The sequence below is a fragment of the Streptomyces sp. NPDC097981 genome (assembly GCF_040302565.1).
In the GTDB taxonomy this organism is placed as follows: domain Bacteria; phylum Actinomycetota; class Actinomycetes; order Streptomycetales; family Streptomycetaceae; genus Streptomyces.
The window spans coordinates 1-22,423 of sequence record NZ_JBEORW010000004.1 but is presented as its reverse complement, the minus strand read 5'-3'; the positions used below and the strand labels follow the sequence as shown (position 1 = coordinate 22,423).

The window sequence follows — 22,423 nt, the reverse complement described above, 5'->3', positions numbered from 1 at the left end:
CGCACACCGCCGATCATGCGAGGATCGCTGTCATGAACGGCAACGGGGCCCCGCCGCGGGTGGAGGATGTGACCACGGTGTCCGAGCTGTCCGCAGCCTCCGCTGCGTCTTCGGCGTCTTCGAGGACCAAGCTGGAGCGGGGCCGCGGCGCCCTCGGACCGGCGCTGGAGCTCGTCCACACGGGCCGGGCCCCGACCCGCGCCGTCCTGACGGCCGAGCTCGGCGTCACGCGCGCCACCGCCGGGGCCGTCGCCGCCGAGCTGGAGGCGCTCGGGCTGATCCGCGTGGACTCCCGCCCGGGCGGGGCCGGCGGCACCCAGGGCCGCCCCTCGCACCGGCTCTCGATCGACGAGAACGGCCCCGTGGCACTGGCCGCGCAGGTGCACCCCGATGGGTTCCGGGCCGCGCTGGTCGGCCTCGGCGGCCGGATCGTGGCGACCGCCCCCGGCAAGGTCACCGTCTCCGCGGACCCCGCACAGGTCCTCGGCGCCGTCGTCGAGGCGGGCGCGGCGCTGCTCGCCGAGAGCGGCCGCCGCTGCATCGGCGCGGGGCTCGCGGTCCCGTCGGCGGTCGCGGAGCCGGACGGTACGGCGCTCAACCCGCTGCACCTGGCCTGGCCGGCCGGGTCGCCCGTACGGGCCATCTTCACGGAGTGCGTGAGGGCGGCCGGGATCGACGGCCCGGCCCTGACCGGGAACGACGTGAACCTCGCCGCGCTCGCCGAGCACCGGCACGGCGCCGGCCGCAGCGCCCAGCACCTGCTGTGCGTGGCCACCGGCCACCGCGGGGTGGGCGGGGCGCTGGTGCTGGACGGCCGTCTGCACAGCGGGAGTTCGGGCCTGGCCCTGGAGGTCGGCCACCTCACCGTCAACCCGGAGGGGCGGGCCTGCCACTGCGGCGGCCGCGGCTGCCTGGACGTGGAGGCCGACCCGCTGGCCTTCCTGACCGCGGCGGGCCGCACCCCGGGCCCGGAGGTGTCGCTGCTCCAGCAGGCCCGCGACCTGCTCCACGAGGAGTACGCGCAGCCGGCGGTACGGGCGGCCGCCGAAGAGCTCATCGACCGGCTGGGCCTGGGCCTCGCCGGGCTGGTGAACATCCTGAACCCGGACCGGATCATCCTCGGCGGGCTGCACCGGGAGCTGCTGTACGCGGACCCCGAGCGGCTGCGCGCGGTGGTCGCGGACCGCAGCCTGTGGGGGCGTAGCGGGGGAGTACCGATCCTGCCGTGCACCCTGGACCACAACAGCCTGGTCGGCGCGGCGGAACTGGCGTGGCAGCCGGTGCTGGACGACCCGCTGGGGGCCCTGGGGGCGGCGGCTTAGAACGGGCCGCCGTCGGCGGGCTTCGGACGTCGTCCACCATGGCCACCTCGTCGTCGACCGTCCGCCGTTGGCGGTCCCGTCCGCGAGGGCGATCCGGAAGGCGGCGTGCCGGTGGGAGGAGCCGTCCGTGGACGGCCCCCGGTACCGCGCGTGCCCGGGCGCAGTCGGCGAAGCGCGCCGGTGCCGCGTCCGCCATCGCCACCCCGGGGCCCCCACGCCCTTGATGCTGCCGGGCCCGCCCGGCTCCGGCCAGGGCCGGAGCGGCGGGCTGCGGGACCGCGGAGTCGCGGGATGCGCCGGCGGAACCCTTACCCGGGCCTGGCGCCGACCGACGCCGCCACCGACATGCCGGCCGGGACGGCGCTCGGGTCCACGGCGACGACCACCGCCGGCGCGGGCTCCCGTACGGGCCTGGAACCGTTGCCCATCGGGCGCTGCTGCGCCGCTGCCGCGGGGGCGGCGCGGAGCGAGAACCACACCACCTTGCCGGGGCTGTCGGCCCGGTTCCGTGCGCCCCAGGCCTCGCTGACCGCCTCGACCAGCGCGAGCCCGCGCCCGCATGTCTCCAGGTCGTCCGCGGGCGCCTCCCGAAGGACGGGAAGCCGCGGATCGCTGTCGTACACCGAGACCGTGAGCCGCCCCAGCCGCAGCTCGATCTCGACCGTGCACGTCTTGTCTGGCTGTGCATGGCGGTGGACATTGCTGAGCAGCTCCGTCACACCGAGCGCAGCCCGGTCTATGAGCGGATCGAGCTGCCAGTGACGCAATTGCGCTGAAACGATCCTCCGGATCTGTCCGATCCGGGACGGCACGGCCTGCAGTTCGACGACGCAGTGCCTGCGTGAGTGACTGATCACGGCTGCGACTCCCCGACATGAGTGTTACGGGTGCTGCACCCTCAGTAATGCTCCACCAGGGTCACCCACGGTGCGCGTGTATGCAACCGAACGCGATCGAAAGCGATCCGCATGGATACCCAAAGTGACTGTTTGTGCAGGTGAGGGAGGTACATTGCGAAAGCAGGGGGCGAAGAACGCACGAAGGAGCAAGGCGCATGAGCACCACCCGTACCTCCGGTACGACAGCTACGACCATTGACGTCGACCGTAGCGACGCGGACTACCGCGCCTGGCTGAAGGAAGCCGTCCGCAAGGTCCAGGCCGACGCCAACCGTTCCGCGGACACCCACCTGCTGCGCTTCCCGCTGCCCGAGGAGTGGGGCATCGACCTCTACCTCAAGGACGAGTCCACGCACCCGACGGGCTCGCTCAAGCACCGCCTCGCGCGCTCGCTCTTCCTCTACGCGCTGTGCAACGGCTGGGTCCGCCCGGGCCGGCCGGTCATCGAGGCCTCGTCCGGTTCGACCGCCGTCTCCGAGGCGTACTTCGCCAAGCTGATCGGCGTCCCGTTCATCGCCGTCATGCCGCGCACGACCAGCCCGGAGAAGTGCCGCCTCATCGAATTCCACGGCGGTGAATGCCACTTCGTGGACGACCCGATGAAGATGTACGAGGAGTCGGCGGAGCTCGCCGCCCGCACGGGCGGGCACTACATGGACCAGTTCACGTACGCGGAGCGGGCGACGGACTGGCGCGGCAACAACAACATCGCGGAATCGATGTACCAGCAACTGCGCCTGGAGCGTTACCCCGAGCCCGCGTGGATCGTGGCGACCGCCGGCACCGGCGGCACGTCCGCGACCATCGCCCGCTACGTGCACTACATGCAGCACGACACCCTCGTCTGCGTCCCGGACCCGGAGAACTCCTGTTTCTTCGACGGCTGGACGAACAACGACCCGCACGCGAGCAGTGATTGCGGCTCGCGCATAGAGGGCATCGGCCGGCCGCGGATGGAGCCGAGCTTCGTGCCGGGCGCCATCGACCGGATGATGAAGGTGCCGGACGCGGCGAGCGTGGCCGCGTGCCGTGCGCTGGAGCAGGCCATAGGGCGCAAGGCGGGCGGCTCGACCGGAACGGGCGTGTGGAGCGCCCTGAAGATCATCTCGGAGATGGTGGCCGAGGGGCGCAAGGGCAGCGTGGTCACGCTGCTGTGCGACCCGGGCGACCGCTACCTGGACAAGTACTACTCGGACGAGTGGCTGGCCTCGCAGGGCCTGGACATCGCCCCGTACACGCAGACGCTGGAGACCCTCCTGGCGACCGGCGTCTGGCGCGAGCCCACGGCCTGACCGGCGCGGAGACTACGGCAGCAGCCGTACCTCGGCCTCGGGGAGCTCGGCCCACCAGCGGTGGCAGCGGCGGTAGACCTCCGCCTCACGGCCGGCGAGGAACGCACCCGCACCCGCCGGCCCCGACGCCGGAGCCGCTACTGGCCGGCCGGGCGCTGCTGCGACAGGCGGGCGTCCAGTGCCCGGACCGCCGACCGGAACGACAGGCCCATGCCCGGACGGGCGCCGGCGAGCGCGAACCGGAACAGCGCGGGGCCGTCGGCGGCGAAGGTCCAGCGGACCAGGGTGCCGGAGCCCGGGGCGGCGGGGCTGAGCCGCCACTCCTCCAGCAGCGCACGGACCCCGGGCAGGTTGGTCTCGTCGACGCGGTACGCATAGCGCTGCTCCGGATCCGCCGCCATGACCGTCTCCTGGAAGCGGGTCCCGCCGACCAGCCGGACCTCCCGGCCCGCACCCCCGTGCGTCGGCCGCGCCAGGGTCACCGCCCCGAACCACCGCGGCCAGCCCTCGACGTCCTCGGCCAGGGCCCGGTACACGGCCTCGGGTGCCGCTGCCGTCCGTGCGGTGAAGACCAGGCGGATCGGGGCGTCCTCGGTGAAGTCCAGCCCCACCGGGCGGAGTCGGCGAACCATGGCGGTCCCTCCTGGGGGTAATCGGCGGAACGTGCGTGCGAGTGCGTGCGCGTACCCTAGCTGACGTCCCGTCATATGTCCGCCGCGGCCCGGGCTCCGGCCCCGGCCCGGGCGACCCGGAATCAGCTCACGAGGATCCCCCGGACAGGCCTAGGCATGCGGTCCGCCGCGCGGGATGCTGGATCCGCGCTGATCCCGCCCCGCGAGCGGAGGCCGCCGTGCCGGACACCCCCCAGCCCCCGCATCCCCTGGCCCTCGAACTTCTCACACCCCCACGCCCACCAGCCCTCGAACTCCGCGTCCACGGAGTCCACGGCGCATCCCCCGACGAGCTCCTCGGCGATCCGCGCACCGTCCGGATCACCGGGGACTCCACCGCCGCCGTGTTCCGCCGCGCCCGCGACGCCGACGCCGAGGCCCACCCCGAGCGGTACGCCGGCCGGCCCGTGATCGAGGCCTACTGCTGGTCCCGGCTCACCTCCGGAAACGGCGCCCGCGCCCTGTGGCTGCTGCTCCTGCCCTTCATGGTGGTCAACCTCGCCCACTGGGCCCGGCCGGCCGCACCCGCCACCGGCCCGGAGCCGCGCGCGGTGCGCACGTACGGACTCCTCGTACGGGTCCTCGCCCTCAGCCTCACCCTCCTCCTCATCGCGGCCGCCTGCGAGGTCGCGCTCGACCTCCTCGCCTGGCAGTGCGCGGGGTCCGGGACCTGCACCGGCCCCCGGTCCCGGCTCGGCTTCCTGGCGCCCGGCCACTGGTGGGGCCAGCCCGGGCGGCGGCTCGCGCTCGGCGCGCTGGTCCCGGCCGCACTGACCGGGCTCCTGTGGTTCCTGTCGAACCGCACCTGGAGCGCGTACGAGTCCCAGCCGCCGCCCACCGGAACGGCCGCCCCCGCAGCGGGCGGTGACGGTGCGCCCGCGCTCGGCCGGCCCGGCTTCTGGTACGGGCGGCGCATCGTCGCCCGGCTGCGCGCCGCGCACACCGCCGCCGGGCTGCTCACCGTCGCGGCCGCCGTCGCCGCACCCACCGCCCGCTACGACCGCCGCGCCGGCAGCCCCGTCCTGGAAGCCCTCGGCTGGACCGTGGAGGGGCTGCTCGCCGCCGGGGCCGTCGCCGTCGCCTGGGTCGTCTGCCGACGCGGCCGCACCGAGGCCCGTCCCGACCACCGTCTCGACCGGGCCGCCGTCACCCTGCTGCCCGGCTCAGCCCTCGCGCTGCTCGCCGCCGTCCTGCTGTACGCCGGCTGGTCGCGCCCTGGGTGGACCTCCACCGGGCGGCTTCCCGGCGACTTCGCCTTCGGCGTGCTCATGCTCGGCCAGGGCTGCTGCGTCCTGCTCCTCGCCGCCGTCGCCGTCCACCTGTACCGGCTGGCCCCCGATCCGGCGTCCGCCCTGTACGGCCTCGGCGGGCCCGCCATCGCCATGCTCGCCTGCGCCCTCGGCGGGGTGATGTCCGGCGGGGTCGCCCAGCGGGTCGCCGACTGGCTCGACGGCGGGACCGCTCCCGGACCGGGCGGCATCCTGCTGTCCGTGCCGACCCCGCCCGCGCCGCCCGTGCTGCTGTCCTGGCAGGCCGCCGTACTGCCCCCGCTGCTCCTCGTACTGGCCCTGCTCGCCGCCTGGTTCGCGGTACGCGGGGCGCGCGCCCGGCGCCGGCTCGCCGCCGGGGTGGCCGCCGAGTACCCGGGAGAGCCGCCCGACCAGGACCGCAGCCGCCGGATCGCCGGGGCCCGGGCCGCCGCCGCGCTCACCGACTCCGCGCCCTGGTTCGTGGCCGCCGTCTCCGGGATCACCCTGGTGCTCGGCGCGGGCGCCCTCGCCGGAGCCTGGATCAGCGGCCGGGTCCCGGGCGAGGCCGCCCGCGGCGCACACCCGCTGCTGGAGACCGCCGCCCGCGCCGCCCAGGACGCCGGATCCTGGCTGATCGGACTCGGCATCGCCGCGTTCGTCGCCTGGGGCCGCCGCGCCTACCGGGATCCCGCCGCCCGCCGCACCGTCGGCGTGCTGTGGGACGTCGGCACCTTCTGGCCGCGCGCCGCCCACCCGTTCGCCCCGCCCTGCTACGCCGAGCGCGCCGTCCCCGACCTGACCTGGCGGATGACCGGCTGGACCGGCCGCACCGGCGGCCGCCTCGTCATCTCCGGCCACTCCCAGGGCAGCGTCCTTGCGGCCGCCGCGGTCTGGCAGCTGCCGCCGCAGGTCCGCAGCCGGGTCGCCCTGCTCACGTACGGCTCCCCGCTCCGGAGGCTGTACGGGCGCTGGTTCCCGGCGTACTTCGGACCGGGACCGCTCGGCGCGCTGCACGGGGAACTCGACTGCTGGCGCAACCTCTGGCGCGCCACCGACCCGATCGGCGGCCCGGTCCTCACCGACCCCCGCGACGGCGCCGGCCCGGCCGGCCCGCTCGGCCCGGCCGATCCCCATGGCCCGGCCGAACCGCCCGCCGCGGCCGGCTCCGTGGACCGCGGGCCGCTCGCCGACCCGCTCGCCTACGGGCGCAGCGCCCGCCACCCGCTGCCCGCGCCGATCCTCGGCCACTTCGACTACCAGTCCGACCCGGCCTTCGCCGCCGAACGCGACGCCCTCCTGGCCCGGTTGGCCGGACCGGCCCGCCGCGCCCGGTCCACCGCACCCGGAGGTCCGCCGGCCGGGCGCGGCGGCACACCGGCCCCGCCCGCCGTACCGGCCCCGCGGGTCAGCAGGGAGCCGGCAGCACCGGCAGCGCCGGAAGATCCTCCGGAAACAGCAGGGTGAGCTCGTCCGTGCCAGGGTCCGGCAACTGCGCCACCCGGCCCGCATGCCGCTCGACCATCGACTCGAAGGTCTGCCGGGCCGTGCGGCCGTTGCCGAACGCCGGGCCCTTGGGCAGCTCCGTGAAGTACGTCAGAAGCGCCTCGGCGGTGCCCTCCCCGAGCCGGTATTCGTGCTCCTCCGCCTGCTGCTCGACGATTCGCAGCAGCTCCTGCGGCCCGTAGTCGCCGAAGGCGATGGTCCGCGAGAACCGTGAGGCCACACCGGGATTGACGGTCAGGAAGCGATCCATCTCCGCCGTGTATCCGGCGACGATCACCACGACCGCGTCCCGGTGGTCCTCCATCAGCTTCACGAGCGTGTCGATCGCCTCGCGCCCGAAGTCCCGGCCCGAGTCCTCCGGCGCCAGCGCGTACGCCTCGTCGATGAACAGCACCCCGCCGCGCGCCCGTTCGAACGCCTCCTGGGTGCGGATCGCCGTGGAACCGATGTGCTCGCCGACCAGGTCCACCCGCGAGACCTCGACCAGGTGGCCGCGCTCCAGGACCCCGAGGGAGGCCAGGATCTCGCCGTAGAGCCGGGCCACTGTCGTCTTGCCGGTGCCCGGAGAGCCGGTGAACACCAGATGGCGGCGCACCGAGGCGGCCTTGAGGCCCGCCTGCTGCCGCCGCCGGCCCACCTCGATCATGTCGGTGAGCGCCCGCACCTCGCGCTTGACGCTGTCCAGGCCCACCAGCGCGTCGAGCTGGCCCAGCACTTCGCCGGAGCCGCGTGCCGCCGGCCCCCCGCCCGCTTCGCCCCCGGGGCGCGGTGCGGGCACCGGGGCCGTCTGCGCCGCAGGAGTCCGGACGGCTTCGGCCGTGCGGATGCCGGCGCGCTCACCGGCGAGGGCGCCGGCCGCGGCCGACTGGGCGGCGAGCCTCAACCCGGATTCGTCACTCGTGCACTCCTCGGCGACCGGGCCGTCCTCCGCGAACTCGTAGCCGCCGCGGGCGCAGCGCTCGGTGTGGCAGCGGGTCAGCGTGGTGCGGCAGCCGTCGATGACGTGGAAACCGAAGCCGGTACTGCCCGTCACCCGGCAGGACCGGAACGTCCCGCGGCCGGCGGCCGACACGTAGAACCCCGCTTCCGCCGGGGAGCTGACCGTGCACCGCTCCAGTGCGGGATCGGCGCCCTTGGTGACGATCACCCCCGTCTGGACCGCGTCGATGGTGCAGTTGGCGAGGGTGCCGCCGCTGCCGTGGTCGCGGAACCAGGCCCCGGTCGCAGCCTCCCGGATCCGGCAGTCGTCGACCTGCGCGGTCGCGCCGTCGCTCACCGAGACGGCCGTGTTGCGCACCTGGGACAGATCGCTGTCGACGACGTCGGCGCGCGAGCCCCGGTCCAGGACGAACACCGCGTCCGGCACATCGTGCACCCGGCAGGAGTTCAGCGAGGCGGTGGCCCCGTCACTGATCCACACCGCCGGATAGTCGCCCGTACTGTCGTGGATCTCGCAGGACTCGGCATCCACCCGGGTCCCCGGATCCCACACCGACAGGCCGTTGCGGCCGAACCGGCGGACGGTGGTGCGGCTGAGCGTGAGCACCGAACGGGAGCGCAGGTCCACCGCGTTCTCCGGGATGTCGTGGATGTCGCAGCCGGCGAGGGTGAGCACGGCGTCCGTGTCGAGGGTGACCCCGTCCGCCGAGGTGCGGTGCACCGCGCAGTCGGTGAGGCGGGCCGCCGCGCGCGCGGCGATCTGCACGCCGGTCCCCTTGATCTCGTACACCTCGCAGCCCAGTGCCTCCAGGCCCGAACCCTCGCCGGTGACCGCGATGCCCGCGCCCGACGCATGGTGGATCCGGCAGCGCTCCAGGCGCGGATGCCCGCTGCCGCGGACGGAGACCCCGGCCTGCCCGGCGGCCACCACCTCGCACTCCTCGAACACCCCGCCGCCACCGTCCAGTACGGCGATCCCCACACCCGTCGGGTTCTCCACCGTGCACCGCCGCACGAGGGGACGGGCCCCGCCGCGCACCTCGATGCCGGCCGCCGACTGTGTGCTCACCCGCAGATCGGTGAGCTCGGGGGAGCCCTCCTCGACGAGCAGCGCGGGCGCCGCCCGGTCCTGCCCCTCCAGGTGCAGGTCCTGGACCACGGCCGAGGCGCGGACCGTCAGCGCGACCCCGTCGAGCGGCGCGATCCGCACCGAACCCGGCGAGCCCTCCGGCCCCCGCAGGGTGACGGCATGGTTCAGCACCAGGTTCTCCCGGTAGGTTCCGGGCGCGATGGACAGCACATCCCCGTCGCCCGCGACGGCGAGCGCGGCGGCCAGCGTCGGATACTCACCGGAGCGGCGCCGCCATCGCGAAGCCCCGCTGTGCGTCACCTGGACCGTGCCCTGTGCCATGGTGCTGTCGTGCCCCCGCCCTCGTACTCGCGCTGTCGAAGCGACCGAAACCGCCGCCGCCCGCCGCGGTGGCGGCGACCGACTCCGGCCGCTCCACCGTAGCGCGCGCGGGGCCGGTGAGATGCCAGGTCAGCTGCCCGCGCCCGCCCGGCCCCAGTCCGGTCCCGCCGCCGCCCATGCGCGGTCCAGACGTATGTACCGCCGATGCATGAGCCTTCGTACGACGAGCCGGCGGACCGTTTCCACCAGCGCGGCCGCGCCGATGGCGGCGGCCAGGCCCACCACCGCGGCGTGGATGCTCGCCGAGGCCGCGTCGAGGGGCCGCCCCACGAGCCGCCCCTGCGTATCGGTCCATATCCGGAACCGGTCGCCCGCCTGCGGCGGTTCCTCCGCCGCAGGCACCGTGCCCTGGTGGCTGCTCCCGTCGGGCGCCGTCCAGGACGCCACGATCGGCGTGCGCTGCGGGCTCTGCCGCTGCGCCGACGGATCAGACTCCGTCCCCGCGGGCGGATCCGCGGCCGGACGGACCACCACCGCCGGGACGAGATGCCGCTCCTGCCGCTGTTCGCGCGCGGCCTGCTGCAGCGTTCCGTCTATTTTCAGGCCCGCGACCGTGCCGACGGCCGGAGCCACCAGCAGGACGCACGCCAGTGCGGCGAACGCCACCCACGCCTCGAAGAGATCGGTCGGCCGGCGTAGCGGATTGCGCCGCCAACGCCACACACCCATTGCTGTCCACACGGTCCGGCTCCCCCTACTTGTGCCAGCCTCCGTCTGCCTGCGGTCCAAGCCTCCCGCATGCCCCGCAACGAGCATTCCGGGACGCGCGGCAGCCGTGTCACCCGATTCGGTGCGCGAAGTCCCGGTGGTCGAATCCGAGCTCACGCATCTTTCAGGCATACCCGTCGAGTGCTCCAACGGCCCGCTCACGGTGGTTGGTTCCAACGTTCCTGCACAGCCCCTCGAAGGTGTCATTCCGAGGGTCCCCTCACGGCCGGGCGTGCCACCCGGGCGCCCACCCGGCCCCGCCGCCGGGCAGCCCCGCCGCCCGGCCCGCCGGCTCATTCCAGCACGCGGACCTCGTCACCCACCCGCACCGTGCCCACCCGCACCGGCACCAGCTGCCGCCCGAAGGCCAGCGACTTGCCGATCCGCCGGTGCAGGGCCAGGGTCTTGAGGGGCTCCTTGCCGCGCTCCGCCGTCGCCTGGTCGGTGGTCGTGACGATGCACCGCCCGCACTCCCGGGCCCCCCGGAAGACGGCGTCGCCGATCGCGATCCGCCGCCAGCCGTCCTCGGCCCACGCCTCGGCGCCGGCGACCACCACATTCGGGCGGAAACGGTTCATCGGCAGCGGACCCTCCTTCGGATGGTCCCCCTGCGCGATCAGCGAGTTGAGCGCGTCCAGCGACGCGAGGGTCGCCAGCAGCACCGGATAGCCGTCGGCGAGGCTCACCGTCTCACCCGGCAGTGCGTACTCCGGGTCCACGGGCCGCCGCACAGCAGGGTCGTCCATGTGCACGAGCCGCGCCGGCACCCCCAGGTAGGCGCTGAACCAGTCGGCCGCCGCGCTCGCCGCGACCACGGTCTCCACCTTCTTGCCGAACAGCACGACCGGCTCCAGCGGACCCGGCTCCGGCACCTCCACGACCAGCCCGGCCATGCCCGGCGCCGAAAGCGCGACGGCACCACCCCCCAGCGGACGCGCCGCGGCCAACGCGAGCCGAGGCTGCTGGCGCTGGGTGATGACCGTGCCCTCGGTGTCTACCAGCGCCCACCGCCGGTCCGCGGACAGACCCCAGGGCTCCACGGCCACCTCGTCGGGAGCTGTCCCCGCTACCGACTTGACGGGGTGGACGTGGAGCGCCTGGACATACAAGTTCGACATGGGAGCATCCTGCCAGGAGCTCCCGCGCACGCCCCAGCGAGCGTCGGGCCCGTCAGTAGCCACGCCCCTGGTACTGACGGCCGTACGGGTCCTCATACGAGGCGGCCGGGACCGGAGCCGGAACCTGCATCGGACGCGGTGCGGCCGGACGCATCGCCTCGTACCCGGTGCCCGTGGCCACCGGACGGGGCTGCTGCGGCTGGGCCTGCTGCATGTATCCCGCGCGGGCCACGGCCGGCTGCTGCTGCGGGATGTACGGAGCGGGCGCGTTCTGCAGCGGCATCGGCGAGGGCGCCGCCTGCTGCTGGTACGGGTACCCGTACGCCGGGGCCTGCTGCTGCGGCGCGGCCGGGGGCAGCGCGGCAGGCAGGGCGGGCAGCGACGAGGCGAGGGCCGGGAGGTACCCGCCGCTCGAATAGCCGGCGCTCGGGGAGTCGTACGCGGCCGGAACGCGGATCGGGGCGATCTGCGGAGTGCCGCGTTCGGCGACGAGGGAGTCGTAGATGGGGGTGTCCGGGAAGGAGGGCGCGGAGTAGTAACCGCCGCCATAAGTGGAGCGGGGGGAGGTCATGGGACCTAAGTTAAGCCCACGACTTCACCGGGTCCATAGCGAGGTGTGACGAACGCCGCGCTGACCTGCATATTCGCAGGTCAGCGCCACTCGCTTCACTTCGTGTTCACGTGCACGATTCGCCACATCCGCCCCGGCTTGCTCCTACTCGTGCCCACCGGTCGGGTGTTGCACCGACTTGCTGCTGACGCAGCGTCACAACACGGTGACCTGGGATGACATCGGCTCGGAGGGCGGTTTGTCGTTTCAGGCATCATGGGGGCGGGCATAGGTACGGCCCTTCCACGCCGCTCCGCGGCCCCGGTAGTGCTGAACGGCCGAGTCGACGGTCATCAGGAGGTACAGCAGGGCCGTGAGCGGAAGCAGAAGAGCCAGCACGGCAGGCTGGCGGTAGTAGCGCAGCATCGGCAGATAGGTGCCGGCCATCAGCAGCCAGGCGAGACCGCCGGCCCACGCGGTGGCCGCGTGCCCGGTCGCGGCCCCCGCGAGGACGGCGGCCGGGGGGACGAGGTAGACGAGCACGAGCCCGGCCACCGTCCCCGCCAGCAGCAGCGGCTGGTGGCGCAGTTGCGCGTAGGCGCTGCGCGAGACCATCCGCCACAGGTCCCCGAGCGCGGGGTACGGGCGTACGCTGTCCACCCGCTCCGCGAGCCCCAGCCAGATCCGGCCGCCCGAGCGCCGGACGGCGCGGGCGAGGGAGACGTCGTCGATGACGGCGTGCCGGATCGAATCCGGCACGCCCGCCCGCACCGCGGCCTCGGTCCGCAGCAGGACGCAGCCGCCGGCCGCAGCGGCGGTCCGGCCGGTCGCGCGGTTGATCCGGCGGAAGGGGTAGAGCTGCGCGAAGAAGTACACGAAGGCCGGTACGACGAGCTGCTCCCAGAGGCTGACGACACGGAGACGGGCCATCTGCGAGACGAGGTCGAGCTCGGCGGTCGTTGCGGCCGAGACCAGCTCGCGGAGGCTGTCGGGCTCGTGCGCGATGTCGGCGTCGGTCAGGAGCAGGTACTCGGGCTCGGTGGCATGTGCGGCCCGGGCGAGCGCGATGCCGTGGCGCAGCGCCCACAGCTTCCCCGTCCAGCCGGGTTCCGGCTCGCCGGGGGAGACGACGGTGAGGGGCAGCCCGGGATGCTCCCGGGCCAGCCGCAGGGCGAGGTCGCCGGTGCCGTCGGTGCTGCCGTCGTCGACCAGGATGACCTCGGCTTCGCCGGGATAGTCCTGGGCGATGAGCGAGGGCAGGCTGCGCGGCAGTACCGCGGCCTCGTCCCGGGCCGGGACGACGACGGCGACGGACGGCCAGCGCGCGGGAGCGCTGCGCGGAGGGAGCCGGACGTCGGTGCGCCAGAACATGCCCTGGGCGAGCGTGAGCCAGATCCAGACGACGAGGGAGGCGCAGGCGGCGCAGAGAAGGCCCATGCGGGCAGTGTGCCGAACCCTGCGGGGCGTGTCGCGCATTCGGGCGGGGCGGGGCGGGGCGGGGGCGGCGGGGCAGGTCGGTCGGGGCGGCGCGGGACGTGTGCTCCGTGTGCTCCGTGTCGCAACGGCCGGGCCGGGGGTTGGGGTCGGCCGGGCCCCGCCTCGCCGCCCGGCCCGTCTCGCGCCGCGCCCGCCTCGCCGCCCGGCCCGTCTCCCGCCGCGCCCGCCTCGCCGCCCGGCCCGTCTCCCGCCGCGCCTCCGGCCGGCCGGCTCCGCCCCCGTCGGGCTCCGCTGGGGGCTTTCCAGCGGGGCTTCGATTAAGGTGACCGGGTGAAGATCGCCCTCATGGACTCCGGAATCGGCCTCCTCGCGGCGGCCGCCGCGATGCGGCGGCTGCGGCCCGACGTCGATCTGGTCCTCTCCTCCGACCCCGTCGGCATGCCCTGGGGGCCGCGTACCCCCGCCGATCTGACCGGGCGGGCCCTCGGTGTGGCCCGGGCCGCCGCCGGGCACCGGCCGGACGCGCTGATCGTGGCCTGCAACACCGCCACCGTGCACGCCCTGCCCGCCCTGCGGGCCGAGCTGGAGCCCGGGGTCCCGGTGATCGGGACCGTGCCGGCGATCAAGCCCGCCGCTGCCGCGGGCGGGCGCATGGCCATCTGGGCCACCCCTGCCACCACCGGCAGCTCCTACCAGCGCGGGCTGATCCGCGACTTCGCCGCCGGGGTCCCCGTCACCGAGGTGCCCTGCCCGGGACTGGCCGACGCCGTCGAGGCGGGGGACGACGACGCCGTCGCGGCGGCCGTTGCCGCGGCTGCCGCGCTGACTCCGCCCGACGTGACCGACGTCGTCCTGGGCTGCACTCACTACGAGCTCGTCGACGCGCCCATCCGGGCCGCCCTGGCCGAGCGGACCGGCGGCGCCGGGCTCCGCTTCCACGGCTCCGCCGAGCCCGTCGCCGTGCAGGCGCTGCGCCGCCTCGGCGCCCTCCCCGAGCCGGGCCTGCCCCGTACGGGAACCCTGACCGTGCTGCTCAGCGGACAGGACGGGGAGCTTCCCGCCGCCGCGCTCGGGTACGCCGAAGGGCGGCTGCTCGCGGGAGAGGGCGCGGCCGTCGGGCGATGACCCCGCAGGACCTCGCCCTCGCCCTCGGGTCCGGCGGCGCCCTGCGGGCCGTGCCCGTGGCGGATCTGCTCCCCGAGCGCTACGTCCGCTCCGCCAGCGACTGAGCGAGCGCACGCAGACCGTCCGCGTCCAGCACCCGGTCCCCGAAACCGGGCAGCGGTACGTGCAGCGGGGTGGTCCACTCCCGCGGGAGCGCCGACTGGCCGTAGCGCGCCCCGGCCAGGGTGCCGGTGACCGCGGCCACCGTGTCCGTGTCCCCGCCCAGGTCCACGGCGGCCCGTACGGCGTCGGCGAAGCCGCCGGTCGTCCGCAGCGCCCACACCGCGGAGCCCAGGCAGGGCCACACCGCCCCGTTGAACTCGGTGGCGAGTCCCGGATGCCAGTCGGGGCCGAGTACGGTCCGGTACCGCTCGCGGTGGTCCGGGTGCACGGCGTCGAGCACCTCGGGGAGGACGGCCAGCGGATCGCCGCCGTCGAGCGTCACCCGTACGAGTTCGTGCAGTACGGCCGTGCCCTCCCAGGCGGCCCGGTCGCCGTGCGTCAGCGCCGCGATCCGCCGTGCGGCGTCCATCGTTCCCTCCCGCCCGTCGGCGGCGAAGTACACCGCCGAGGTGGAGGCCCGCATCAGGGAACCGTTGCCCGCCGCCCGCGCGTTGATCTGGAAGTGCAGTGCGGCGGCCAGGTCCCAGGCCTCGCCGTTGGTCAGCACGTCCTCCGTCTGGAGCCCGATGTCCTTGGGCTCGCCGGCCGCCCAGCGCTGGAACCGTCCGAAGATGTCGGCGAGTTCGAGACCGCCGTGCTCCAGCAGGGACTCGCCGACCAGGACGGCCATCTGCGTGTCGTCCGTCGCCTCGCCCGGATCCCAGCCGCCGCCCCCGCGCATCTCCTCGCCGCGCGCTGTCAACTCCCCTGCGGGCCCGAACTCGTAGGGCGCGCCGAGCGCGTCACCGACGGCCGAGCCCAGCACGGCGCCCACGGCGCGGTCGAGTCGAGTGATCACGGTTCCTCCTCGGGCGGTTCGGGGCATACGCAGGCCAGTACACCGCGGGCGAAGCGCTCCAGGTCGTCCAGGCCGGCGGCGGCCAGGGTGTCCGGGGCCCCGGCCAGCAGGTGGGGGATCGCGCCGTGCAGCGCGAGCGTGAGGGTGCGGGCATGCTGCGGTCCGGCCGGCAGCCCGGCCGCGCGCAGCAGGTGCGCGTGGGCCGCGAAGTCGGCGGCGCCGATCGGGTCGAGGAGTGCGGCCAGCCAGGGCCGCCGCGTCGCCTCGGTCTGGAGCTCCAGATAGGCCAGCACGCGCGGTCTGCCGGGCCCGGCCACGTCGCGCAGCAGCCCGGCGAGCAGGGCTGCCAGCCCGGCCCGGTCGGCGGGTCCCGGACCGGCCTGCGCCAGGACGGCGGCCAGCGCCCGGTACTGCTCAAGGCAGCGCTCGGCGACGGCCCGCAGGAGTGCGTCGCGGGTGGGGAAGTAGTTCTTGGCCGTGCCCAGCGGTACGGCGGCGGCGGTGTCGACGGCCCGGTGCGTCAGCCCGCGCCCGCCCGCTTCCGCCAGCACCGTGACGGCCGCGTCGCGCAGCCGGTCCCTCCGGTCGTGATTCACGTTGCCACCCTAACCACATCCGTGGTACCACAGGTGTAGTACCACAACTGTGGTACTTGCGAACGCATGTCGTGTGGACCGGGGAGGTACGCCATGCGCAACGATGCGGATGTCACGGGCGTCACGGATGTCACGGGTGGTGAGCGCGGTGAGCGCGGTGATCGCGGCGTCGGCCCGGGTACGGCCGTCGTGGTCGGCGCGGGAGTCGGGGGACTCGCCACCGCCATCGGGCTGCGCCGCGCCGGCTGGACGGTCTCCGTCCTGGAGCGGCGGACCGCGCTCGAACGGTACGGAACGGCCTTCGGGATCCATCCCACCGCCCAGGCGGCGCTCGACCGGCTCGGCCTCGGCGAGGCCCTGCGGGCGCGCGCGGTCCCGTACCGCGGTGCCCGGATCCGACGACCCGACGGCAAGGTGCTGGCCGCCCTGCCGCTCGAACGGATCGAGCGCAGAGCGGGCCGCCCCGAACTCCTCGTCTCCCGCCCGTACCTGATCGACGCCCTGCTCGCCGAGCTCGACCGGCTCGGCGGCACCGAGATCGTGTACGGGCAGCGGCTCACCGACCCGGACGGGCTCGGTGCCGACCTCGTCGTCGGCGCCGACGGCATCAACAGCGCCGTGCGCGCCGCCCGCTTCGGCACGGGCAGCGGCCCCCGCTCCGTCGGCACCGCCGCCTGGATCGGCACCGCCGGATTCGAGACCGGCGTGTACGGCGAGACCTGGGGCGCAGGCCGTTTCTTCGGGATGACCCCCGTCGAACCCGGGCGCACCAACTGGTACGCCGCCGTTCCCGGGGCCGCCACGGCGGCGGCCACCACCGCCGGCGCCGCCGAACTGCTGCGTGCCGCGTTCGCCGGCTGGCACGACCCGATCCCGCGGGTCCTCGCCGACACCGATCCGGCGACCTGGATCCGCTACAAGATGCGCCACCTCCACCCGGCGCCGGCGACGTTCGTCGAGGGCGGCCGCACCGCCCTGGTCGGCGACGCCGCCCACGCCATGACCCCGAACCTCGGCCAGGGTGCCTGCACCGCCCTCCTCGACGCCGAGGCCCTGGCCCGTGCGGTCGCGGCCCACGGGCGGGCCGGCCTGCCCGCCGCCCTGCGCGCGTACGACGGCGAGCGCCGCCGCAGCGCCCAGCGCGTCGCCTTCGGCTCGCGGAACCTGCACCGCTTCGTGACGGCCTGCCGCCCCGCCCTGCGCGACGCGCTCGTCGGCCTCCTGCCGGGCTGAGGCGCCGGGCTGCGCGCCGCGCCGCGGCCTACGCGCCCGCCAGCCGCCGCTCCAGCTCCTCGCCGGACACGTCCTCCAGGTGGGTCAGGAACACCCACAGATGGCCGGACGGGTCCCGGAGGATGGCGGTCCGGTCGCCGTGGAACTGGTCGGCCGGCGGCTGGAGCAGCTCCGCGCCCTCGGCCACCGCCGTCCTTACCAGCGCGTCCACGTCCGGTACGTACACGTGCAGTGCGACCGAGGTGCCGCCCAGCGCCGGCGGGGCGGAGAAGGGGCCCTCGGCGGTGTCCCCGAGCATCAGCACGGCCCCGCCGATCCGGATCTCGGCGTGTATCACCCCGCCCTCCGGGCGGTCGAGCCGGAAGTCCTCGACGGCGCCGAAGGCCCGCCGGTAGAAGGAGAGCGCGGCGGCCGCGTCGGCCACCATGACGTGCGGCACCACCGCTCTGCGGTAGCGCTCCGGAACGGTCTGCACGGTGTGCTGCTCTGTTGCGTCTGTGGTCATGCGGACGACCGTAAAACCTCAAGCTTTATTGAGGTCAAGCCGGCCGGGCGGCCGTGCGCCGACGTGCCCGCGCCGACGTGCCCGGCCGACGTACCCGCGCCGCGCGGGCGAGAGGCGGTGGCGTACACGCGGAACGTGAGTACGCTGCTGCACATGACGGTTCATCCCCCGGGGCCGCTGTGGGCGGGCCGGGCCTCCAACCGCGCGCAATGGCTGCTGGCCGCGGCCGGTGCGGCCTGCCTGGCGCTCGGTGTCGAGCTCGCCGTCGACTGGTCCTGGGCCGCCGGCATCACCCCGCTGCTGATGTCGGTCATCGGCTGCCTCGCCGTCGGACTGCTGATCCTCTACGGCACCCTCGCCTTCGTGCACGTCACCGTCACCGTCGACGCCGAGGCCGTGGAGGTCCGCTGCGGTTACGTCGGGCTGCCGCGCCGGAGGATCCCGCTCGCCGCGGTGGCCTCGGCCGAGTTCCTCCCCCGGATCCCCCTCCAGCAGTGGGGCGGCTGGGGGTACCGCTGGCGCCCCGACAGGGGAACCGCGGTCATCGTCCGCCGGGGCGAGGGACTGGAACTCCGGCTCGGCGACGGGAAACTGTTCACGGTCACCGTCGACGACGCCGAGAACGCGGTCCGCGTCATCCGCGCCCACCTGCGCGCCCTCGCCGGCTGAGGTTTTTCCCGCTGCCTGCGGGTGGGGACGTACACTCCGGCAAATGAGCAGCATCACCCGAGAGCCCGGCCGCACCGCCGAAGCGGAAGCCGGAACCGAAGCCGCCGCATCTCCCTGGAAGAGGTGGGCGGCCTCTTGGCCGCTGCGCGCCGCCCTCGCCTTCGGCTCCGGCGTGCTGCTCTACCTGAGCTTCCCGCCCCGCCCACTGTGGTGGCTGGCCCCCCTCGCCCTCGCCCTGCTCGGCGGCTGCCTCCACGGCCGCCGCGCCCGCGCCGGCTTCGGCCTCGGCTTCCTGCACGGCCTGGGCTTCCTGCTGCCGCTGCTCGTCTGGACCAGCGAGGGCGTCGGCCCGGTCCCGTGGATCGCCCTCGTCACCCTCGAAGCCCTCCTGATCGGCCTCACCTGCCTCGGGGTCGCCCTCGTCAGCCGGCTCCCCGGCTGGCCCCTGTGGGGCGCGGCCGCCTGGACCGCGGGCGAGGCGCTGCGCGCCCGGGCCCCGTTCGGCGGCTTCCCCTGGGGCAAGCTCGCCTTCGGCCAGGCCGACGGATTCTTCCTGCCGCTCGCCGCCCTCGGCGGCACCCCGCTGCTCTCCTTCGCCGTGGCGCTCTGCGGATTCGGGCTGTACGAGGCCCTGCGCATCGCCCGCAACCACCCCCGCCGGACGACCGCGGCCCTCGCGGCCCTCACCGTCGCCGCGCCGATCGGCGCGGCGTTCGCCGCCCGCCCGCTGGTGTCCGACGCCCCCGAGGACGGCACCGCCGTGGCCGCCGTCGTCCAGGGCAACGTCCCGCGCTCCGGGTTCGACTTCAACGCCCAGCGCCGCCAGGTCCTCGACAACCACGCCAACCGCACGCTCCAGCTCGCCGCGGACGTCAAGGCCGGCCGGGTCCCGAAGCCCGACTTCGTGGTCTGGCCGGAGAACTCCTCCGACATCGACCCGTACACCCAGCCCGACGCTTACGACGTCATCGACCGTGCGGTCAAGGCCGTCGGCGTCCCGGTCGCGATCGGCTCCGTGCTGGCCCCGGAGACCGGCCCGCTGCGCAACACGATGATCCTGTGGGACCCGGTCAAGGGCCCCACCGACACGTACGACAAGCGCAAGATCCAGCCCTTCGGCGAGCGCATCCCGATGCGCTCCTTCGTCCGGCTCTTCAGTTCGGACGTGGACCGGGTGCGCCGCGACTTCGGCCCCGGCAAGGAGCCGGGCGTCTTCGACATGGCGGGCAGCAGGGTCGGCATGGTCACCTGCTTCGAGGCCGCCTTCGACGACGCCGTGCGCTCCACGGTCCAGGACGGCGCGCAGGTGATCGCCGTACCGAGCAACAACGCCACGTTCGGCCGGTCGCAGATGACCTACCAGCAGCTCGCGATGGACCGGGTCCGCGCGGTCGAGCACAGCCGGACCGTGCTCGTCCCCGTCACCAGCGGGGTCAGCGCCGTCATCCGCCCCGACGGCAAGATCGTCAAGCAGACCGAGATGTTCACGGCGGACGCGCTGGTCGCCGAGATCCCGCTGCGCTCCACGCAGACCCCGGCGACCCGCTTCGGCCCGCTGCCCGAGTACGCGCTGCTGCTGGTCGCCGCGGGCGGCCTGGGCTGGACCCTCGTCCGCCGGATCCGGGCCCGCCGGGCATCCTGACGCAGGCCGGTGCGTGCGGTCTCGTAGGGTCGGGGGATGACCACACCTGACTTCATCCGCGCGATCCGCGCCTCCGCAGGCAACCAGCTGCTCCTGCTGCCCGGCGTGACCGCCATCGTCTTCGACGACCGGGGGCGGGTGCTGCTCGGCCGGCGCTCCGACACCGGTCAGTGGGCCGTCGTCGGCGGGATCGCGGAGCCGGGGGAGCAGCCGGCGCAGACGGCGGTGCGCGAGGTGTACGAGGAGACGGCTGTGCACTGCGTCCCGGAGCGGGTGGTGCTGGTGCAGATGCTGGAACCGATGACGTACCCGAACGGCGACGTATGCCAGTTCCAGGACATCACCTTCCGCTGCCGGGCCACCGGCGGCGAGGCCCGGGCCAACGACAGCGAGTCGCTGGAGGTGGCCTGGTTCGAGGTGGACGACCTGCCCCCGCTCGATCCCTTCGCGGTGGACCGCATCCACCGCGCGCAACGGGACGAGCCGACCTGGTTCGCGCCGGTGCCCGCGGCCGGGATCGGCGCGGAGCGCCACGCCTGACGAAGACCTCGACGCCCTGCGCGCCGGACCGGAACGGACCCGCGCCGAGCGCGACGCGGCCCTGCGCGGCTTCGGCACCGAGGAGCACGCCCCCGGACAGGGCTGACGGCCGGGTGGGCGGTCAGCCCGCGGAGACGGCCGCCTCGCGGTAGAGCTCCAGGGCCTGGTCGCCCATCACCGCGCTGTACGAGACCTCCGGGACGCTGCCGCCGCCCTCGTAGCCGCCGAGCACCCCGGCCAGGGCGCCGTCCGCCAGCCAGGGGCTGCCGCTCGTGCCGCCGCTGAGGTCGGGGCAGTCGATCCGGCGCTGGGTCTCGGAGAACAGGCTCGTGGCGTTGGCGCAGCGCAGCGGGACCTCGTCCTCGCTGGGGTAGCCGAGGATCGTCACCGTCACGTCGTCCGGCTGCTCCGTGGCCACGGGGAAGCCGCCCACGGTGTCCTGGATGCGCTTGGTCCCGCCGTCCGCCGGGGCGACCGTCGCGAAGGCGATGTCCTCGTCCGGGTCCCGCCCGTCCGTCCAGCCCGGGGCGACGTACACGTCGGTCAGCTTCCACAGCCCGTACGGGGCCTTGCCGTCCCGGTAGCCCGGCGCGAACACGGTGGTGTCCGGGTTGTCCAGGCAGTGCGCGGCGGTCGCGATCACGTTGCGGTCGTCGCTGCGCACCACGGCCGCGGTGCAGAAGTGCCCGTCGTCGAGCGAGCCCGCGAACAGGGCGCCCACCCGGTTCGCCGCCTGGTCGGACCCGGCCTCGGCGGTGACTCCGAGCGGCGGCACGGCCGCGGCGACGGGCAGGTCCACGCTCACCAGGGCGGCCATCGCGGCCAGCGCGAGCAGGATCCGGGACGCCTGCCGGGTGCGGGCGCGGTGGGCCGGTCGGGGAAGCATGCGCTGGATCATGCCCCGAGCTTCCCCACCGAAGCTATGCCCGGAGCTTGTTATTCCATATGAATGCGCTGTGAATCGGGGCTCCCCAGGCGACGGCGCTCCGTGTGGGCGAGACTGGCAGAGGCGCCAGGGGGGTCCAGGAGGTGTCCCGCCATGACCGCACAGCGCCGTACGCCCGTGGTGTTCATCCACGGCCTCTGGCTGCATTCCACGAGCTGGGAGGGCTGGGCCGACACCTTCAGCGAGGCCGGGTACGAGCCCGTCATGCCGGAGTGGCCCGGGGTTCCCGACACCGTCGCCGAGGCCCGCCGCAGAGCCGACGACCAGGCCGGGGTCGGCCTCGTCGAGATCTCCGACGCACACGCCAAGGTGATCCGCGACCTGCCGGCCCGGCCCGTCCTCGTGGGGCACTCGGTGGGCGGGTTCATCGCCCAGCACCTGCTCGGCCAGGGCCTCGCCGAGGCCGCCGTGGCCATCTGCCCCGGGCAGATCAAGGGCGTCAAGGTCATCGCTCCGGCCCAGGCCAAGTCGACGTTCGCCGTTCTGCGCGACCCCGGCAACACCCGGCGGTCCGTCTCGCTGAACCGGGAGCAGTTCCGCTACGGCTTCGCCAACGCGGTCTCCGAGGAGGAGTCCGAGGAGCTCTTCGAGGAGTGGACCATCCCGAGCTCCGCCCGCCCCCTGTTCCAGCTGGCGCTGGGCAATTTCACCCCGCACTCCCCGGCCAAGGTCGACACGGAGAACGAGACCCGGGGCCCGCTGCTCCTGCTGTCCGGCCGGCTCGACCACACCGTCCCGGACCAGCTGACCCGCTCGACCTACAACCAGTACCGCCACTCGCACGCGACCACCGAGTACCAGTGCTTCGAGGACCGCGGCCACTCCCTGACCGTCGACCACGGCTGGCCGGACCTGGCCCGCGCCTCGCTGTCCTGGCTGGGGTCCCACACCGCGACGGCCCACCCCCGAGCCGCCTAATGGGAGCTACGGAACCGGGGAATGCTCGGTTCCGTAGCCGCCGGTAGGTGAGCACTTTCGACGCCGGAGCCTTCGAGCTCTGAGGTCAG

At 74.6% G+C, this 22,423-nt stretch carries 20 protein-coding genes; 9 read left to right on the top strand and 11 right to left on the bottom strand.

Annotation, left to right across the window (positions count from 1 at the left end):
• Positions 1-32: 32 nt before the first annotated feature.
• Positions 33-1,322, top strand: a complete 1,290-nt coding sequence (locus tag ABTY04_RS04940; protein ID WP_352211902.1) for an ROK family protein — start codon at positions 33-35, stop codon at positions 1,320-1,322.
• Positions 1,323-1,630: 308 nt separating this feature from the next.
• Here ABTY04_RS04940 and ABTY04_RS04935 read toward each other — a convergent pair whose 3' ends face one another.
• The gene (locus tag ABTY04_RS04935; protein WP_352211901.1) at positions 1,631-2,179 is read right to left on the bottom strand and encodes an ATP-binding protein; all 549 of its coding nucleotides are present in this window, start codon (positions 2,177-2,179) and stop codon (positions 1,631-1,633) included.
• A gap of 197 nt (positions 2,180-2,376) precedes the next feature.
• On the opposite strand from ABTY04_RS04935, the gene ABTY04_RS04930 reads away from it, so the two are divergent.
• Complete coding sequence (locus ABTY04_RS04930; protein ID WP_352211900.1) at positions 2,377-3,513, top strand: PLP-dependent cysteine synthase family protein; 1,137 nt, start codon at positions 2,377-2,379, stop codon at positions 3,511-3,513.
• A gap of 137 nt (positions 3,514-3,650) precedes the next feature.
• Here the strand turns inward: ABTY04_RS04930 and ABTY04_RS04925 are convergent, their stop codons facing one another.
• Entirely contained in the window at positions 3,651-4,145 is a 495-nt protein-coding gene (locus ABTY04_RS04925; protein ID WP_352211899.1) for an SRPBCC family protein, read from the bottom strand.
• A gap of 218 nt (positions 4,146-4,363) precedes the next feature.
• Here ABTY04_RS04925 and ABTY04_RS04920 point away from each other — a divergent pair, with 218 nt between their 5' ends.
• A complete protein-coding gene (locus ABTY04_RS04920) occupies positions 4,364-6,898 on the top strand; it encodes a hypothetical protein (RefSeq protein WP_502996559.1) in 2,535 nt (844 codons plus the stop codon).
• On the opposite strand, the gene ABTY04_RS04915 is transcribed toward ABTY04_RS04920, so the two are convergent.
• The 5 genes from ABTY04_RS04915 to ABTY04_RS04895 all read right to left on the bottom strand — a co-directional run bounded on the left by ABTY04_RS04915 (position 6,840) and on the right by ABTY04_RS04895 (position 13,160).
• A complete protein-coding gene (locus ABTY04_RS04915) occupies positions 6,840-9,287 on the bottom strand; it encodes a right-handed parallel beta-helix repeat-containing protein (RefSeq protein WP_352211898.1) in 2,448 nt (815 codons plus the stop codon). The genes ABTY04_RS04920 and ABTY04_RS04915 overlap by 59 nt on opposite strands.
• A gap of 129 nt (positions 9,288-9,416) precedes the next feature.
• Entirely contained in the window at positions 9,417-10,028 is a 612-nt protein-coding gene (locus tag ABTY04_RS04910) for an Rv1733c family protein (RefSeq protein ID WP_352211897.1), read from the bottom strand.
• A 320-nt stretch (positions 10,029-10,348) separates the two neighbouring features.
• A complete protein-coding gene (locus ABTY04_RS04905; protein ID WP_352211896.1) occupies positions 10,349-11,173 on the bottom strand; it encodes an MOSC domain-containing protein in 825 nt (274 codons plus the stop codon).
• A gap of 52 nt (positions 11,174-11,225) precedes the next feature.
• Positions 11,226-11,744 carry a DUF6643 family protein gene (locus ABTY04_RS04900; protein ID WP_352211895.1) on the bottom strand — a complete coding sequence of 173 codons (519 nt, stop codon included), beginning with the start codon at positions 11,742-11,744 and terminating at the stop codon, positions 11,226-11,228.
• A gap of 246 nt (positions 11,745-11,990) precedes the next feature.
• The gene (locus tag ABTY04_RS04895) at positions 11,991-13,160 is read right to left on the bottom strand and encodes a glycosyltransferase (protein ID WP_352211894.1); all 1,170 of its coding nucleotides are present in this window, start codon (positions 13,158-13,160) and stop codon (positions 11,991-11,993) included.
• Between the two features lie 330 nt (positions 13,161-13,490).
• Between ABTY04_RS04895 and ABTY04_RS04890 the strand changes: the two genes are divergently transcribed.
• Positions 13,491-14,285 (top strand): glutamate racemase, encoded by a 795-nt coding sequence (locus ABTY04_RS04890; protein WP_352211893.1) that lies wholly within the window; start codon positions 13,491-13,493, stop codon positions 14,283-14,285.
• A 79-nt stretch (positions 14,286-14,364) separates the two neighbouring features.
• On the opposite strand, the gene ABTY04_RS04885 is transcribed toward ABTY04_RS04890, so the two are convergent.
• Together ABTY04_RS04885 and ABTY04_RS04880 are read right to left on the bottom strand one after the other, a co-directional pair.
• Positions 14,365-15,282 (bottom strand): ADP-ribosylglycohydrolase family protein, encoded by a 918-nt coding sequence (locus ABTY04_RS04885; protein WP_352212143.1) that lies wholly within the window; start codon positions 15,280-15,282, stop codon positions 14,365-14,367.
• Positions 15,282-15,881 (bottom strand): TetR/AcrR family transcriptional regulator, encoded by a 600-nt coding sequence (locus tag ABTY04_RS04880; protein WP_352211892.1) that lies wholly within the window; start codon positions 15,879-15,881, stop codon positions 15,282-15,284. Before ABTY04_RS04880 ends, ABTY04_RS04885 begins: the two co-directional genes overlap by 1 nt.
• Before the next feature lie 189 nt (positions 15,882-16,070).
• On the opposite strand from ABTY04_RS04880, the gene ABTY04_RS04875 reads away from it, so the two are divergent.
• Complete coding sequence (locus ABTY04_RS04875; RefSeq protein ID WP_352212142.1) at positions 16,071-17,114, top strand: FAD-dependent oxidoreductase; 1,044 nt, start codon at positions 16,071-16,073, stop codon at positions 17,112-17,114.
• A gap of 28 nt (positions 17,115-17,142) precedes the next feature.
• Here ABTY04_RS04875 and ABTY04_RS04870 read toward each other — a convergent pair whose 3' ends face one another.
• Entirely contained in the window at positions 17,143-17,619 is a 477-nt protein-coding gene (locus tag ABTY04_RS04870; protein WP_352211891.1) for a VOC family protein, read from the bottom strand.
• A gap of 153 nt (positions 17,620-17,772) precedes the next feature.
• Between ABTY04_RS04870 and ABTY04_RS04865 the strand changes: the two genes are divergently transcribed.
• From ABTY04_RS04865 to ABTY04_RS04855, 3 genes are read left to right on the top strand one after another with little or no spacing between them, the layout of a single operon-like run.
• Positions 17,773-18,288: a hypothetical protein gene (locus ABTY04_RS04865; protein WP_352211890.1), complete on the top strand. Its 516-nt coding sequence runs from the start codon at positions 17,773-17,775 to the stop codon at positions 18,286-18,288.
• Positions 18,289-18,331: 43 nt separating this feature from the next.
• Positions 18,332-19,930 (top strand): apolipoprotein N-acyltransferase, encoded by a 1,599-nt coding sequence (gene lnt, locus ABTY04_RS04860; protein WP_352211889.1) that lies wholly within the window; start codon positions 18,332-18,334, stop codon positions 19,928-19,930.
• A 36-nt stretch (positions 19,931-19,966) separates the two neighbouring features.
• A complete protein-coding gene (locus ABTY04_RS04855; protein WP_352211888.1) occupies positions 19,967-20,470 on the top strand; it encodes an NUDIX hydrolase in 504 nt (167 codons plus the stop codon).
• A gap of 121 nt (positions 20,471-20,591) precedes the next feature.
• Here the strand turns inward: ABTY04_RS04855 and ABTY04_RS04850 are convergent, their stop codons facing one another.
• Positions 20,592-21,356, bottom strand: coding sequence for a trypsin-like serine peptidase (locus ABTY04_RS04850; RefSeq protein WP_352211887.1), 765 nt, complete (start codon positions 21,354-21,356; stop codon positions 20,592-20,594).
• Between the two features lie 153 nt (positions 21,357-21,509).
• Between ABTY04_RS04850 and ABTY04_RS04845 the strand changes: the two genes are divergently transcribed.
• The gene (locus tag ABTY04_RS04845; RefSeq protein WP_352211886.1) at positions 21,510-22,334 is read left to right on the top strand and encodes an alpha/beta hydrolase; all 825 of its coding nucleotides are present in this window, start codon (positions 21,510-21,512) and stop codon (positions 22,332-22,334) included.
• Positions 22,335-22,423: the final 89 nt, after the last annotated feature.